The following is a 15,545-nucleotide window of genomic DNA, read 5'->3' on the forward strand; positions in this document are numbered from 1 at the left end:
GTCTTGCCATGATCCACGTGACCGATCGTGCCGATGTTGCAGTGCGGCTTCGAGCGGTTGAACTTCTCTTTGGCCATCGTTCTCTCTCAGTCGGTCAAGCGCCCCGCACGGGCCGCGAAAAAAGCCGCCGTGGGATAGGGGGTTTCTCCTACTTCTGCAAGAGCCACCCGCGATAGGCCTCGGCGAACTTGCGCACGAGGCCGGCCCCCGGATCGTTACCGGACGACGCCTCCACCGCCGAGGCGACCGGGCTCGAAAGCCCGCCCAGCAAGGGAATGGCCACGTTAAGGTCCGGGGAATCGAGCAGGGTCACGCCATGCTGGTCCACCAGCAGCACCCGCCCGGACAGGGTCGCCACCTGATCGGTGAAGATGCGCCGCGCCACCGAGGGCACGTCGAAGCGCCGGAGGTCCACCACCATCTTCACCGGCTTCTGCCCGGTGAAGATGGATGCCGTCGCCGACGGCATCTCCTGTTGGAACAGGCTCGACGCGCGCGCGAGCGCGAAGGTGGCCATGGCCGGCTCCTCGCGGATGGGGCGCGTCTTGATCCGGTTGATGGTGTCCTGGTCGAGGGCGTGGGCGGCCAGATAGGCCTCCTCCTCCGCCGGCCAGGAGCCGAACGCCTGCGCGCCCTTCACCTCGACGCCGGCGAGGCGGAACTGGCCCAGGTCGGCCAGCGAAATGGAGGGCGCGGGCAACGACGCGCACGCCGCGAGGATGACGAGCAGGATCGGCCAGATCAGGACTTGCAGGCGCACGGACTTCCCCCGGAGGTAGGCGGGCGGGAAGCTGCCTCAAAGGAAGCGCAAGCGGAAGTGGAAACTTGCCGCAGGGATATATGCCGGAGGTGGATTGGAGCGGGTGAAGGGAATCGAACCCTCGTATTCAGCTTGGAAGGCTGCTGCTCTACCATTGAGCTACACCCGCGCGCCGCGACGCTTAACACAGCCTTCCGGCGGGCGGAAGACGGGGCCGATTAGGCTGGGGACAAGTCCGGGAGGTGATGGCCGCCGGATCACGCCGAAGGGATTTGCTCCCCACAAGCCGGGCGCAGGCACGGGGCCACGGTGGCCGTGCACACGTTCAAGGCTGAGAGTTCTGAAGCCAGAGACGACCATAAGCCGGAGACCGGGCTTTCGCCCGTCCCGTCTCGGCCCGCACGACGGGTGGTGGAGGGGGTTGGATTTGAACCAACGTAGGCAGAGCCAACGGATTTACAGTCCGTCCCCTTTAACCACTCGGGCACCCCTCCATCGACGCCCGTCGCACCGGTTCTCCCCAGCTTGAGGCCGGGAGGGCTTCTTGCCAAGCTGGTGATTCAAGGAATTCCCAGCAGCGCGAAGCCGGCGACGAGCAAGCTCAAATCGCCGTCCGAGGATCGGGGTTATCTGAAAGCTGTGCGCTGAAGTCAACCGGAAATGATGCCCGTCGGCGCCGCCTGTGGATGGCGCGCCGCCGGTGCCCGGCAACGGGAGCCTTGCCGCGCGGCCCTCTTCCCCGCCCGAGGCCCCTTGCGCCCGGCGGCGCGGTCTGACAAAGCCTCCCCATGTCCGACCGTCCGCCCCGCGAACCCCGCCGCCCCGGCTCCCGCCCGCCCTTCACGAGCCGCCCCGGCGCGCCCGGCGCCCCGCGCTGGGCCAAAGGTGGAAGCGGTGGCGGCAACAAGGGCGGCGGCAAGCCTCCGTCCTGGGCCGGCGCCGACGATGTGGCCCTGCTCTATGGCTGGCACACGGTGGCGGAGGCCATCGGCAATCCCAAGCGGCACTTCCGGCGCCTGCGCGCCACCGAGAATGCGATCCACCGCCTCGCCGAGGAAGGCCTCACCCCGCCCATCGCGCCCGAGATCGTGCGGCCGGGCGACATCGACAAGCTGCTCGGCGCCGACGCGGTGCACCAGGGCCTGCTCGCCGAGGTGGACCACCTGCCCTCCCCGCGCCTGAAGGACATCGCCAAGACCGACCTGGTGCTGGTGCTGGACCAAATTACCGACCCGCACAACGTGGGCGCCATCGTGCGCTCGGCGGCGGCGTTCGCGGTCAGCGCCATCGTGACCACCGCCCGCCACAGCCCGGCCGCCACCGGCGTCCTGGCCAAGAGCGCGTCGGGCGGGCTGGAGCATGTGCCCTTCTGCCTCGTCACCAATCTCTCACGCGCGCTCACGGAGCTGAAGGACAACGGCATGCTGGTGGTGGGCCTCGACAGCGAGGGCCCCGCCGACCTGGAAGACACGCCCATGCGGGCGCCCCTCGCCTTGGTGCTGGGCGCCGAGGGCAAGGGCCTGCGCCAGCTCACCCGCGAGACTTGCGACGTGCTCGCGCGCATCGACTTGCCGGGGGCCATCAAGAGCCTCAACGTGTCCAACGCCGCCGCCCTCTCCCTGGGCATGGCGCGGCGGGTAATGAAACGCGCCTGAAGTCCCACCCGCAGGGGCCGGGAAAAGCAAGGAGCGCGTTTTTGCATTGCCGCGAAAAGACTTCGCGTCTGCACCTAAGACCATTGACCAATCGTAACTGTGCCACACCTTCGTCATGGTATTGCCATGGCGCATGACGCGCCGTGAGCACGCACCGGACAACCTGCACCGCAAGCTGACCGGACCTCGCGTTCTCTTTGTTCAAGTAAGCCTGCCGGAACACATCCGCACGTCAGAGGCGGAAACGGCGGGTCCACCGAGGAACGCCAAAGGACCCCGCCGCATCTCGTGGCTGAAACGCGGCACTTGGATTCCAAGTGTCGCGATCATTTCATCCACCAGGTGAATGCCCTGTGGGCCGACCGTGTCGGACCACAGGTGCGCGCGGACGCCTTGCGTTGTGCCGGCGCGGCCCGCCTTCCGACAGATCGTGTTCAGTTCGACATCCGCCACGGGCGGAGCCCTGATGCGACGGGAGGGACTTTTCCATGAGCGTGACGACTGCAGGGGCGGCCGCCAAGCCGCGTCCCATGACCCGGGAGGAGAAGAAGGTCATCTTCGCCTCGTCCCTCGGCACCGTATTCGAGTGGTACGACTTCTATCTGTACGGCTCGCTGGCGGCCATCATCGGCGCCCAGTTCTTCAATGTTGCGGGCGCCGACGGCAAGCCCATGTTCGACCAGTCGACGCGCGATATCTTCGCGTTGCTGGCCTTTGCCGCCGGCTTCCTGGTACGGCCGTTCGGCGCCATCGTGTTCGGGCGCATCGGCGACCTCGTCGGCCGCAAATACACGTTCCTTGTCACCATCCTCATCATGGGCCTGTCGACCTTCATCGTCGGCATCCTGCCCTCCTCCACCCAGATCGGCATTCTCGCCCCGATCGTCCTCATCGGCCTGCGCCTGCTCCAGGGCCTGGCGCTGGGCGGCGAGTACGGCGGCGCAGCGACCTACGTGGCGGAGCACGCGCCCCACGGGCGGCGCGGCTTCTACACCTCGTGGATCCAGACCACCGCGACGCTGGGACTGTTCCTGTCGCTGATCATCATCCTGGTCACCCGCACCCTGGTTGGCGAGCCGGCCTTCGCGGCCTGGGGCTGGCGCATTCCGTTCCTGGTGTCCATCGCTTTGCTCGGCATCTCGGTATGGATCCGGCTCCAGCTCTCCGAATCGCCGACCTTCAAGAAGATGAAGGAGGAGGGCACCACCTCCAAGGCGCCACTTTCGGAAGCCTTCGGCGCGTGGGGTAACCTGAAGGTTGTCCTGATCGCCCTGTTCGGCTTGGTCGCGGGCCAGGGCGTGGTCTCGTACACGGGCCAGTTCTATGCCCTGTTCTTCCTCCAATCGATCCTGAAGGTGGACGGCTACACCTCCAACCTGCTGATCGCCTGGTCGCTGCTGTTCGGCACCGGCTTCTTCGTGTTCTTCGGCTGGCTGTCCGACAAGATCGGTCGCAAGCCCATCATCCTCGCCGGCTGCCTGATCGCCGCCGCGAGCTACTTCCCGCTGTTCAACATGATCACCTCCTACGCCAACCCGGCGCTGGAGAAGGCGATCCAGAACGTGCGGGTGACGGTGGTGTCCGACCCGGCCAATTGCGGCAGCCTGTTCAACCCGGTGGGCACCCGCATCTATACCGCGCCGTGCGACATGGCCCGCGACTTCCTCGCGAAGTCTTCGGTGAAGTACGGCACCGAGCCCGGTCCCGCCGGCGCGCCCGTGCAGTTGAAGGTGAACGACGTGGTGGTGCCCTACGGCCCGGACTTCAACAAGTCCGCCGCCGCAGCGCTGCAGGCGGCGGGCTATCCCACCGCGGCCACGAACAAGGACATCGTCAAGATGGCCCATCCGTTCGACATCTTCCAGCCGCGCACGGCAGCGGTGATCGGGCTGCTGTTCATCCTGGTGCTGTTCGTGACCATGGTGTACGGACCCATCGCGGCGGCGCTGGTGGAGCTGTTCCCGGCCCGCATTCGCTACACCTCCATGTCGCTGCCCTACCATATCGGCAACGGCTGGTTCGGCGGCCTGCTGCCGGCCACCGCCTTCGCCATGGTGGCGGCCACCGGCGACATCTACTACGGCCTCTGGTACCCGATCGTGATCGCCCTGATGACCTTCGTCATCGGCCTCCTGTTCGTGCCCGAGACCAAGGACCGCAACATCGACCACTGGCACTGACGCCGGCGCGCGGCTCCCCCGCGCCGCGTCCGGCCCGGCAGGACGGCCCCGCCCCAAAGGCGGGGCCGTTCCTTTTGGGGGCCTGTCTGGGGGTGCTTGTCGCATGGCAACGGCGCTGCTAGATCAGAACGGCGGCGCCGGATTAGCACAGCGGTAGTGCAGCGGTTTTGTAAACCGAAGGTCGGGGGTTCGATCCCCTCATCCGGCACCATTTGCCCATCGGCCGGCGTCGATCACCGTCGCTGAATTCCAGCGCGCAAGGGGGCGAGGCCGGCGGCATCGATTGCGGTCGGCCTTGGTCTGTGGGCATCGAGGCACCTTGCCGGCATCTGACCGTGCTGACGTGCTCCCTCTTTTCATGACCATCATGAGCCAGGTCCGGCTGGGCTTGAGTTGCGACCCGAATTGGGCCCGCGGGAGCTGGAAAACTCCAGGTCAGGCCTGACCAGAAAACGGCGAGCACGTCACCCATCCCAGAGATGCCGGCGCCAGCGATACCGGCTTGAGCCGGGTTAGAGCACGCGCCGATCAGATGGATTCAATCTGATCGGATCCCGCTCTAGCGCCACTGACCACCGAGGATGGCGGTGAGTTCCTGGCCGGCGGCGAGAAGCACGGGGGACATGATGGCGATCTGGGACGGGGTGAAGCGGGTGCGCGGGCCCGAGAGGGTGAGCGCGCCCGCCAACGCGACCCCGCCCGAGAAGACCGGTACGGATACCGCGGCCGTTTCTGTGTCGCGCTCCCCATGAGAGACCACGGGAAGGCGCTCCAGCTGAGCCTGCCGCTCGGCGGCGTCCTGCCGGCGCGAGAAGGCGGTCAGCACGTGGCCGGCGGCACCCTTGTCGAGGGCGAGCACGTCCCCCTCGCGGATATGGTCGCGGATGGGCTGGTTTGAGTCCTCGCGGAACAGGCACACCCGCACCGGCCCGTCGCGGTGGAAGAAGGCGGCGCTCTCCCCCGTCTCGCGCACCAGCTCGCGCAGGATGGGGCGCACATGCCGGTCGAGACGGAAGCTGCGCTGGTAGAGGCTGCCGAGGCGCATCACCTCGAAGCCGAGGGCATAGGTCTTGTCGGGCATGCGCACGAGACATCCAGCGCGCTCCAGCGATACGGCGAGGCGCAGGATCGTGCTCTTGTAGAAGCCGGTACGCTCGGCCAGCTCGTGCAGGCTGAGGGCCGAATCCCCGTCGCGGAACGCCCCGAGGATGCGAAAGGCGCGGTCCACCGCCTCCACCCCGCCCGCCGACTTCGCTTCCGTGTCCGCTTCAGAAGACATCCCGTTCCCCGTGACTGCCGACGCATGCCTGCGGACGGGTTGACACACCCATCTCGCATGGATAATTCTATTAGAAAGAAACTAGTTCTGTCTAGCAGAATTTTTAGGGAGGCACGAGTGGAGCGCTACCAGCTGTTCATCGATGGCGTTTGGTGCGATCCGGCGTCGGGCGCGTGGTTCGAGACCAGTGAGCCGTTCTCCGGCGATGCCTGGGCGCTGATCCCGCGCGGCACCGCCGCGGACGCGGACCGGGCGGTGGAGGCGGCGCATCGCGCCTTCGTGTCGCCGGAGTGGTCCTCCCTCACCGCCACCCAGCGCGGCGCGCTGCTGCGCAAGCTGGCGGGGCTGATCGAGGACAATGTGGACCTGCTCGGCCGCGTGGAGCAGCGCGACAACGGCAAGCTCATGGCCGAGGTGGCGGGCCAGGTGCGCAACGTGGCGCAATGGTTCCACTATTATGCCGGCCTTGCCGACAAGGTCGGCGGCGACGTGGTGCCCATCAACAAGGCCGACGTCTTCAACTACACCAGGCTCGAACCGCTGGGCGTGGTGGTGGCCATCACGCCGTGGAACTCGCCGCTCGCCCTCACCACCTGGAAGATGGCGCCGGCGCTGGCGGCCGGGAACACCATCGTCATCAAGCCGTCCGAATACACCTCCGCCTCGCTCCTGGAGCTGGCAAAGCTGGCGGAGAAGGCTGGTTTCCCGAAGGGCGTGGTCAATGTGGTGACGGGCTTCGGCCCCGAGGTGGGCGAGCCGCTGGTGCGCCATCCGCTCACCGCCAAGATCGCCTTCACCGGCGGCGACATCGGCGGGCAGAAGGTGAACGAGGCCGCCGCCCCCGGCCTCAAGAAGGTGACGCTGGAGCTTGGCGGCAAGTCGCCGAACATCGTGTTCGACGACGCCGATCTGGAGCAGGCGGTGAAGGGGGCGGTGGCCGGCGTGTTCGGCGCCTCGGGCCAGACCTGCATGGCGGGCTCGCGGCTGCTTCTGCAGGAGAGCATCCACGACGCCTTCCTCGCCCGCCTCATCGAGGTGGTGGGGGCCGCGAAGATCGGCGATCCCTCGCTCATGGAGACCCAGGTCGGCCCCATCGCCACCCGCGCGCAGTTCGAGAAGATCCTGCGCATGATCGAGATGGGCCAGGAGGACGGTGCCACCCTCGCCCTCGGCGGTCATGCGCTCACCGGGCCGGACTATGGGCAAGGCCAGTTCATCGCCCCCACCATCTTCACCGGCGTCCAGAACCACATGCGCATCGCCCAGCAGGAAGTGTTCGGCCCGGTGGTGTGCGTGCTGAAGTTCAAGGACGAGGAGGAGGCCCTCGCCATCGCCAATGACGTGCCCTTCGGCCTCGCCGCGGGCGTGTGGACGAAGGACCTGCACCGGACGCTGTGGTGCGTCGACCGGCTGAAGGCGGGCACCGTGTGGGTGAACAACTATCGCTCCACCAGCTTCGCCACGCCCTTCGGCGGCTACAAGCGCTCCGGCCTCGGCCGGGAGGGCGGCGTCGAGGCGATCAAGGAATACCTGCAGACCAAGAGCGTGTGGATCACCACCAGGCCCAACCGCTCCAATCCCTTCATCCTGGGCTGAGAGGGCGCCGTGGCACTGTCTCCAGACCCCGCACAGTGGTGGCGCACCGCCATCATCGACATCGCGCCCGGCTCCATCCGCGTGCGCGGCTACGCCATCGAGGAGCTGATCGGCGCCGTCTCCTTCCCCGAGATGGTCTGGCTGATGCTGCGCGGCGACCTGCCGTCGCCGGACCAGGGCGCGCTCCTCGGCGCGGTGCTGGTGGCGGCCGTTGACCACGGCCCGCAAGCACCATCCATCGCCATTGCGCGCATGGCCATGACCTGCGGCGTCGGCGTGAACAACGCCATGGCTTCGGCGGTCAACGCCCTGGGCGACGTGCACGGCGGCGCGGGCCAGCAAGGCATGGCGCTCTACGCCGCCGTCGCCGGCCGCGCGGGGAGCGGCATCGCCCTCGGGGCCGCCGCTGGCGCCGAAATCGGCGCGCGCCTGCTGCGGCGCGAGCACGTGCCCGGCTTCGGCCACCGCTTCCACCCGGTGGACCCGCGCGCCGGCCGGCTGCTCGCCCTCGTGGATGAGGCGGCCCGGCGCGGAGCCGTGGAAGGCCGCTTCGCCGCCATCGGTCGCGCGGTGGAGGAGGCGCTCGCCGCCACCAAGGGCAAGCGCCTGCCCATGAACATCGACGGTGCCACGGCGGTGGTGCTGTGCGAACTCGGCTTCGCGCCGGACGAAGGGCGGGGACTCTTCATCCTGTCCCGCTCGGTCGGGATCCTCGCCCACGCCATGGAGCAGAAGGCGCAGGGCGGCCGCATCAAGGGGCCCATGCCGCCGCAGGTTCCCTACACCTACGACGGGGCGACGCCGCGCACGCTGCCGCCCAAAGCCGCCAAGGCCGGAGAGACGACGCCATGATCCACGACAAGCGCCTGCCCCTCGCCGGTCTGCGCGTGCTCGACTTTGGCCACACCGTGATGGGCCCGTCCTGCGCCATGATCCTCGCCGATCTCGGCGCCGAGGTGCTGAAGATCGAGCCCGCCCCCGGCGGCGACCCGACCCGCCAGCTCCAAGGCTTCGGCATGGGCTACTTCGGCTACTTCAACCGCAACAAGCGCTCGCTGGCCGTGGACCTGAAGAGCGACGCCGGCCGCGAGATCGCCCTGCGCCTCGTGAAGGAGGCGGACGTGCTGGTGGAGAATTTCGCCCCGGGCACCATGGGCCGCCTCGGCATCGATGCCGCCACCGCAACCGCGCTCAACCCGCGCCTCGTCTATGCCAGCCTCAAGGGCTTTCTCGACGGCCCCTACGCCCAGCGCCTCGCCCTCGACGAGGTGGTGCAGATGATGTCCGGCCTCGCCTACATGACCGGGCCGACCGGCCGCCCGCTGCGCGCCGGCACCTCGGTGGTGGACATTGCCGGGGGCATGTTCGCCGTCATCGCCATCCTCGCCGCCCTGCGCGAGCGGGAGGCGACCGGCGAGGGGCAGGTGGTGGAGGCGGCCCTGTTCGAAACCACCGTCTTCCTCATGGGCCAGCACCTCGCCTACGCCGCGCAGACCAACGAGCCGATCCCGCCCATGCCCGAGCGCGTCTCCGCCTGGGCGGTCTACGAGCCCTTCGCCCTGAAGGACGGGCGCCAGTTCTTCGTGGGCATCACCACCGACGGGCACTGGCAGCGCTTCTGCGCCATGGTCGGCTGGCAGGACCTGCTGGCCGACGCGAGCCTTGCCACCAACAATGGCCGCGTGGCCGCGCGCGGCCGCATCCTGCCGTGCTTCGCCTGCCTGTTCGGCGGCCTATCGCAGGAGGAGGCGGTGGCGCTGTGCGAGAAGGCGCGCATTCCCTTCGCGCCCATCGCGCGGCCCGAGGACCTGTTCCACGATCCCCACCTCGCCGCCACCGGCGGCCTCATGGCGACGCGCCTGCCCAACGGCGTTGAGACCCGCCTGCCCCGCCTGCCCATCCACATGGGCGAAGCCGACCTCTCGCTCCGCAGCGACCCGCCCGAGGTGGGTGCCGACACCGCCGACGTGCTCGAAGCCCTCGGCTATCGGCCCGATGCCATCGCCGCGCTGGCGCGCGCGGGGGTGGTGGCGATGGGCGGCGCCGGGTGCGCCCGCGCAACAAGCTGAAGCAAACCAAAGACAACTGAAAACTCCGGGAGGAGAGAATGCCAGTGACTTCGAAGACCCCGGACCTGCTGGTGGTGGGCTGCGGCATCGCCGGGCTCAGCGCCGCCGTGTCGGCCCTGGAGGGCGGGCTTTCCGTGACGCTGCTCGAGCGCGCGCCAGAGGACGAGTTCGGCGGCAACACGCGCTGGACCGAAGCCTACATGCGCATGAAGAACGACAGCGAGATCGCCGACGATTTCGAGGAGCATTTCGCCGCCAATGCCGGCCCCAACCTCGACCCCAACATCCTCACCGAGGCCGCGCGCGCCTATGGGGACTGGCCGGCGGTGGTGAAGGCCCATGCCTTCCCTGATCCCGAGCTTGTCTCCACCTTCGCGGCCGAGGTGCCGCCGACCATCGCCTGGCTCAAGGGGTTCGGGTTGAAGTTCGGCCCGCAGCCCATCTACCTGCTGACCCAGAACACCACGCGCATCGCCGCCCAGGGCGGTGGCCTTGCCCTCATCGAGCGGCTGATGGCGGAGGCGAAGCGGTTCGGCGCCGAGGTGCGCTTCCGCACCACCGCGACGGCGCTGCTGCGGGACGGGGACGGACGCGTGGCCGGCGTCGCCGTCACCGGGCCGGACGGACGCCGGGAGGATATCCGCGCCGGTGCCACCGTGTTCGCCTCGGGCGGTTTCCAGGGCAATCCGGAAATGATGACGCGCTACATCGGGCAGAAGGCACGCAACATCCGCCCCGTGGCGCGCGGCGGCTACTACAATCGCGGCGAGGGCATCCGCATGATGCTGGAAGCCGGTGCCGCTGCCGCCGGCGAGTTCGGCTCCTACCATGCCGAGCCGGTGGATCCGCGCTCGCGCCAGGCCGAGGCGGTGGTGTTCATCTATCCCTACGGCGTGCTGGTGAACCGCGACGGACGGCGGTTCCTCGACGAAGCGCCCGGCACGGTGGACGCCCACTACGACAATATCGGCCGCGCCATCGCCGACCAGCCGGACGGCATCTCGTGGGTCATCTTCGACGCCAAGGTGGAGGACATCCCGCGCTGGCGCACCTCCATCCGCTCGGACGTTCCGGCGGTGGAGGCCGATACGCTGGACGCCCTCGTGGGCAAGCTCGGCCTGCCGGCCGAAACGCTAGAGACCATCGCCGGTTTCAACGCGGCCTGCCCCGACGAGGATGGCGCCTTCACCCCCTTCGCCATCGATCACCGGGGCACGCGGGGCGTCGAGCCGCGCAAGTCGCACTGGTGCCGGCGCATCGAAAAGGCGCCGTTCCGCGCCTACCCGATCATCTCCAGCAACTGCTTCACCTTCGGCGGGGTGAAGGTGAACCCTTCCGCCCAGGTGCTGGACGCCGACGGCAAGGTCATTGCCGGCCTCTATGCGGCGGGCGAGACGGTCGGCCTCTATCACCAGGTCTATACGGGCTCGACCTCCGTGCTGCGCGGCGCCGTGTTCGGCCGCCTCGCCGGCCTCAATGCGGCCGAGAGCCTCGCGCCGCGCCTGAAGGCGGCGCGCTGAACAAGACAAAACCAGGGAGGACAAGATGAAGAAGACGTTTCTGGCAGCCGCCTGCGCGGCGGCCATAGCCTTGCCGTGCGCCGACGCCCGGGCCCAGTCCTATTCGGGGGGCGTGGTGAAGATCGGCATCCTGACCGACCTGTCCGGTCAGCTCTCCGATTCCACCGGCGCGGGCTCCATCCTGGCGGCGGAGATGGCGATCGCCGATTTCGGGCCCATCGACGGCGCCAAGGTGGAACTCGTCTCCGCGGACCACCAGAACAAGGCCGACATCGGCGCCGCCACCACGCGCAAATGGTACGAGGTGGACGGCGTCGATGCCGTCATGGACGTGCCCAACTCGGCCGTGGCGCTGGCGGTTCAGCAGATCACGCGGGAGAAGGATCGCATCGCCATCTTCTCCTCGCCCGCCTCTTCCGATCTCACCGGCAAGGCCTGCTCGCCCAACGGCATCCACTGGACCTATGACACCTACGCCCTCGCCCACGTCACCGGCGACGCGGTGGTGGCCTCCGGCCTCAGGAACTGGTTCTTCCTCACCTCCGATTACGCCTTCGGCCACGCGCTGGAGCGCGACACCGGCGCGGTGGTGCAGCAGGCCGGCGGCAAGGTCTCTGGATCGGTGCGAATGCCGGCCAACGCACCGGACTTCTCATCCTTCCTGCTGCAGGCCCAGAGCTCGAAGGCTGACGTGGTGGCCCTCGCCACCGCCGGTCTCGACACCCAGAACGCCATCAAGCAGGCGGCGGAGTTCGGCCTCGTCGAGTCCGGCAAGACCATCGCCGCGCTGCTGCTCGCGGAGACGGAGGTGCACGCCCTGGGCCTGAAGGCGACCCAGGGCATCCGCCTCACCGCACCGTTTTACTGGGACCTGACCGACGAGACCCGCGCCTTCGCGAAGCGCTTCTTCGAGAAGCGCAGGGCCATGCCCACCTTCTACCAGGCCGGCGTCTACGGCGCCGTCACCCACTATCTCAAGGCGGTGAAGGCGGCGCGGACCGACAGCGCCGGCCCGGTGATGGCGAAGATGAAGGACACCCCCATCAACGACTTCATGACCAAAGACGGCAAGGTGCGCGAAGATGGCCGCGTCATCCGCGACATGTACCTGTTCCAGGTGAAGACCCCGGCCGAATCGAAGCTGCCGTGGGACTATTACAAGCTCGCCGCCACAGTGCCCGGGGACAAGGCCTTCCGCCCCCTCTCCGAGAGCGACTGCCCGCTGGTCAAGAAGATGTAGCCTCCGCCATGGCGCCGGGTCGCCCGGTGTCGCTTCGCCGCTGATGGGAGCGCCCGCGTACCGGGCGCCTCCGGCCTTCCTGGGGCCTGTTTCGCGAAATCCCGTTCGCGAAACAGGCCCCAGCTTGTGGTCTTGACGCCATTTCCGACGCAAAGCCGTTTCGCACGTTTGCTGGAATTGCTGCCGATGCGATCCATCCGGTTGCGAATTTCCGCGAGCGGGATTGGGCCGCTCCGCAGCCGAGCCGGCCCTATTGGACCTCCGCCATTCCTGTCCCGCTCTTCGCCGGCCGTGCCCCTGTGGGACCGGACGCCGCCTTCGGTCGCGATAAATGGCGCAATGCAGCAAATCGCACCCTGCGGCCCTTGTGCCGCCACGAAGTCATGACCACCTACCATCCATGTGGATGGTGGGAGGATGGTGAAATGACCAACAAGGTGCACGAACTGCGTCCAAGGCCGGCGGAGAGCGAGAAGATCACCATCAATCTCGGCTATGTGGACCTGGGTCAGGTCGACCTGCTGGTGCGCGAAGGGTTCTATTCCAACCGGACCGATTTCATCCGCACCGCCATCCGCAACCAGATCGACCGCCACGACGAAGCCCTCAAGAAATCACTGGCGCGTCATCAAATGGACCTCGGCCTGCGGCGCTATAGCCGCGCCGATCTCGAAGCCGCGCAGCAAGCCGGTGAGATGCTCCATATCCAGGTCCTCGGGATGGCCGTCATCGCGGAGGACGTCTCCGCGGAGCTTGCACGCTCGACCATCGCGTCCCTTCAGGTGCTCGGCGCCTTGCAGGCCGGCGCGGCGGTCAAGGCGGCGCTGGCCGATCGTATCCTCTGACCTTTCGAACCCACCTGTGCTGGACGCCACCGGCCCACCCTTGCGCGCCCCCGCGCTTTGCCGAATTGAACCGACAGGAGTCTCGCCACATGGCCAGACGATCCAAGATCGACGTTTTGGAAGCCACCCGCCTCACCCGCCAGGGCCGGCTTGAAGAAGCCATGGCCGTTCTGCGCGGAGACGTCGACACCCCCCACACCGCCGATACGCCGTCCGACGCGGATGGCACCACGACGTTCGTCGATTTGGTGCCCCCCTCGGCGGAAACCGGAAGCGCCTGGACGACCCCGTCCGCCGCCGCGCCAGCTTCCCCGGCCCATCGCGGCGACACCGGCTTTGCCGCCGTTCCGTGGCTCGACGGGCTGCTTGATCTCGTGCTGAACCGGACCGCGACGACCGGGCTCGATGCCCCGACCGGGCGCAATACAACGGCCGAGTCCGCGCCCCAGAACGCCCGTTTCGGCACCCGTTTCGAGGAACGCAGCTTTGCCAACGAGGCGGGGCGGCGGACCTACAAGCTTTATGTGCCCAGCCACTTTGACGGGCAGCCGCTGCCCCTCCTGGTGATGCTGCACGGCTGTACCCAGTCCCCCGACGATTTCGCGACCGGGACGCGGATGAACGAGCTGGCGGAAGAGCACGGCTTTCTCGTCGCCTATCCGGCCCAGAGCCACGACGCCAATGCTTCCGGATGCTGGAACTGGTTCAATGTGGGCGATCAGCGGCGCGACCGGGGCGAACCGTCCCTGATCGCCGGCATCACCCGCCAGATCATGGGCGATTTCCCCGTCGATCCCGAGCAGGTGTTTGCCGCCGGCCTGTCCGCCGGGGGCGCGACGGCGGCGATCATGGGCGCAACCTATCCCGATCTTTATCGCGCCATCGGCGTGCATTCGGGCCTCGCCTGCGGCGCGGCCCGCGACATGTCCTCCGCCTTTTCGGCCATGCGCCAGGGCGGCCATCCCAGCGTGGGAACGGTGGTGCATCGCACCGACGGAAAGATCGTGCCCACCATCGTGTTTCACGGCGACGGCGACAGGACGGTCCATCCCCTGAACGGCGCGCAGGTGGTGGCGCAGGTGGCCGCGCAATTGGAGGCGCAGGCGGAAGCCGAGGCGAAGCTGGCGGTGACCATCACCTCCGGCCAGTCGCCGGGCGGCATCGGCTACACGCGGGAAGTCCAGAGCGACGACACCGGGCGCAGCGTGCTGGAGCATTGGGTGCTCCACGGCGCCGGCCATGCCTGGTCCGGCGGCAGCCCGTCGGGATCCTACACCGAGCCGCGGGGCCCGGACGCCAGCCGCGAAATGGTGCGCTTCTTCCTCCAGCACACGGCCCCGCAGGGCGGGTGAGCACGCGGACCGGGCGACGATCGGGATCGCGCAAAGCCCGGGAGAAGACGGCGCATGTGGTCTGATCGGGGGGCGGCGCTTTAGCCGCCGATGTCGGGCAGCCAGCTTATGGACATGGCGAACGACTGCGCCCCGCCCGGCTGAATGTGCGCGAGGCCGGGCTTCTCCGCGAAAGGCCGGACATCCGCCTCCGGCGTCGCAAAGCCGTGCCAGGGCTCGATGCACAGGAAGGGCGCGCCCGGCTTCGACCACAGGCCAAGCTGCGGCATGCCCGGAAAGCCGATCTCAAGGCCCGGCGCGCCCGGCACGCCGAAGCGGATGCGCTGCGAGCGGACGGTCGTGAAGATCAGCGCGTCGCGCTCGAACAGGGCATCGTCGGGCGCGATGATCCCGCTCGCTGCCGGATTGGGCTCGGTAGCCGCCGAGAGCAGGCCCCCCACTGGCCGATGCACCGGCTCGCTCTCCGGCGTCTCGAAGAGCAAGCGATGGTCGGCCCGGCTGCCGCCATAGGGCAGCGGCCACAGGAAAGCCGGATGGAAGCCGAAGCTCGCCGGCAGGCTTTCCGGTCCCGGATTGCGCACCGTCCCCGTGATGGTGAGGGTGGCGCCGTCGAGCACATAGGCCACGTCCAGCTCGAACGCGAAGGGATATTGGGCCCGGGTCTCGGCGCTCGGCAGCAGCCGGAACACGGCGCGGCCGGGCTCTTCCTCCACCACATCGAACGCGCTGCGCCGGGCAAAGCCGTGCTGCTTCATGCCGTATCGCTGCCCGTCGTGGAGCAACTCGTCGTCCGGCAGCCGGCCGACGATGGGAAACAGCAGCGGCACCCGTCCCGCCCAGAAGGCCGGATCGCCATGCCACAGCAGGTCGCGGCCCTCCTGGTCGCGCAGCCGCACCAGCTCGGCGCCGAGAGGGGCGATCTCCGCCGACAGCGCGCTCGAACTCAAGCTCACCGACTTGCCTGCCATGGTCATTCGCCCTCCGGATCATGCGCCTACCGCCATCCCTAGCATCGCAGGGGTACGGAAGGCATCCCGGTGGCGGGTCTG

At 68.3% G+C, this 15,545-nt stretch carries 12 protein-coding genes and 3 tRNA genes; 10 read left to right on the forward strand and 5 right to left on the reverse strand.

Going from position 1 to position 15,545, the window contains the following annotated elements:
- Window positions 1-148 precede the first annotated feature (148 nt).
- From FZ033_RS02880 to FZ033_RS02890, 3 genes are all read right to left on the reverse strand, one after another.
- Window positions 149-760, reverse strand: coding sequence for a hypothetical protein (locus FZ033_RS02880; protein ID WP_149574677.1), 612 nt, complete (start codon window positions 758-760; stop codon window positions 149-151).
- A gap of 95 nt (window positions 761-855) precedes the next feature.
- Window positions 856-929, reverse strand: a tRNA-Gly gene (locus FZ033_RS02885).
- A 240-nt stretch (window positions 930-1,169) separates the two neighbouring features.
- Window positions 1,170-1,254, reverse strand: a tRNA-Tyr gene (locus FZ033_RS02890).
- 294 nt (window positions 1,255-1,548) lie between these two features.
- On the opposite strand from FZ033_RS02890, the gene rlmB reads away from it, so the two are divergent.
- The 3 genes from rlmB (at window position 1,549) to FZ033_RS02905 (ending at window position 4,806) form a co-directional block, all read left to right on the forward strand.
- Entirely contained in the window at window positions 1,549-2,415 is an 867-nt protein-coding gene (gene rlmB / locus FZ033_RS02895; RefSeq protein WP_188079277.1) for a 23S rRNA (guanosine(2251)-2'-O)-methyltransferase RlmB, read from the forward strand.
- Between the two features lie 488 nt (window positions 2,416-2,903).
- Window positions 2,904-4,595, forward strand: coding sequence for an MFS transporter (locus FZ033_RS02900; RefSeq protein ID WP_149574678.1), 1,692 nt, complete (start codon window positions 2,904-2,906; stop codon window positions 4,593-4,595).
- Window positions 4,596-4,731: 136 nt separating this feature from the next.
- Window positions 4,732-4,806: transfer RNA gene (locus FZ033_RS02905), tRNA-Thr, on the forward strand.
- A gap of 348 nt (window positions 4,807-5,154) precedes the next feature.
- On the opposite strand, the gene FZ033_RS02910 is transcribed toward FZ033_RS02905, so the two are convergent.
- Window positions 5,155-5,874, reverse strand: a complete 720-nt coding sequence (locus FZ033_RS02910; RefSeq protein WP_149574679.1) for an IclR family transcriptional regulator — start codon at window positions 5,872-5,874, stop codon at window positions 5,155-5,157.
- Between the two features lie 117 nt (window positions 5,875-5,991).
- Between FZ033_RS02910 and FZ033_RS02915 the strand changes: the two genes are divergently transcribed.
- The 7 genes from FZ033_RS02915 to FZ033_RS02945 all read left to right on the forward strand — a co-directional run bounded on the left by FZ033_RS02915 (window position 5,992) and on the right by FZ033_RS02945 (window position 14,496).
- Window positions 5,992-7,470, forward strand: a complete 1,479-nt coding sequence (locus FZ033_RS02915) for an aldehyde dehydrogenase (protein WP_149574680.1) — start codon at window positions 5,992-5,994, stop codon at window positions 7,468-7,470.
- Window positions 7,471-7,479: 9 nt separating this feature from the next.
- Window positions 7,480-8,322, forward strand: a complete 843-nt coding sequence (locus FZ033_RS02920) for a citryl-CoA lyase (RefSeq protein ID WP_149574681.1) — start codon at window positions 7,480-7,482, stop codon at window positions 8,320-8,322.
- The gene (locus tag FZ033_RS02925; protein ID WP_149574682.1) at window positions 8,319-9,539 is read left to right on the forward strand and encodes a CaiB/BaiF CoA transferase family protein; all 1,221 of its coding nucleotides are present in this window, start codon (window positions 8,319-8,321) and stop codon (window positions 9,537-9,539) included. Before FZ033_RS02920 ends, FZ033_RS02925 begins: the two co-directional genes overlap by 4 nt.
- A 38-nt stretch (window positions 9,540-9,577) precedes the next feature.
- Window positions 9,578-11,059 carry an FAD-dependent oxidoreductase gene (locus tag FZ033_RS02930; protein WP_149574683.1) on the forward strand — a complete coding sequence of 494 codons (1,482 nt, stop codon included), beginning with the start codon at window positions 9,578-9,580 and terminating at the stop codon, window positions 11,057-11,059.
- A 25-nt stretch (window positions 11,060-11,084) separates the two neighbouring features.
- Complete coding sequence (locus FZ033_RS02935; RefSeq protein ID WP_149574684.1) at window positions 11,085-12,299, forward strand: ABC transporter substrate-binding protein; 1,215 nt, start codon at window positions 11,085-11,087, stop codon at window positions 12,297-12,299.
- Between the two features lie 425 nt (window positions 12,300-12,724).
- Window positions 12,725-13,144 carry a CopG family transcriptional regulator gene (locus FZ033_RS02940; protein WP_149574685.1) on the forward strand — a complete coding sequence of 140 codons (420 nt, stop codon included), beginning with the start codon at window positions 12,725-12,727 and terminating at the stop codon, window positions 13,142-13,144.
- An 89-nt stretch (window positions 13,145-13,233) separates the two neighbouring features.
- Window positions 13,234-14,496, forward strand: a complete 1,263-nt coding sequence (locus FZ033_RS02945; protein ID WP_149574686.1) for an extracellular catalytic domain type 1 short-chain-length polyhydroxyalkanoate depolymerase — start codon at window positions 13,234-13,236, stop codon at window positions 14,494-14,496.
- An 80-nt stretch (window positions 14,497-14,576) separates the two neighbouring features.
- Here the strand turns inward: FZ033_RS02945 and FZ033_RS02950 are convergent, their stop codons facing one another.
- Window positions 14,577-15,470 (reverse strand): aldose 1-epimerase family protein, encoded by an 894-nt coding sequence (locus FZ033_RS02950; RefSeq protein WP_188079278.1) that lies wholly within the window; start codon window positions 15,468-15,470, stop codon window positions 14,577-14,579.
- Between the last annotated feature and the right edge of the window lie 75 nt (window positions 15,471-15,545).

The organism is Xanthobacter oligotrophicus (assembly GCF_008364685.1).
GTDB lineage: Bacteria > Pseudomonadota > Alphaproteobacteria > Rhizobiales > Xanthobacteraceae > Xanthobacter > Xanthobacter oligotrophicus.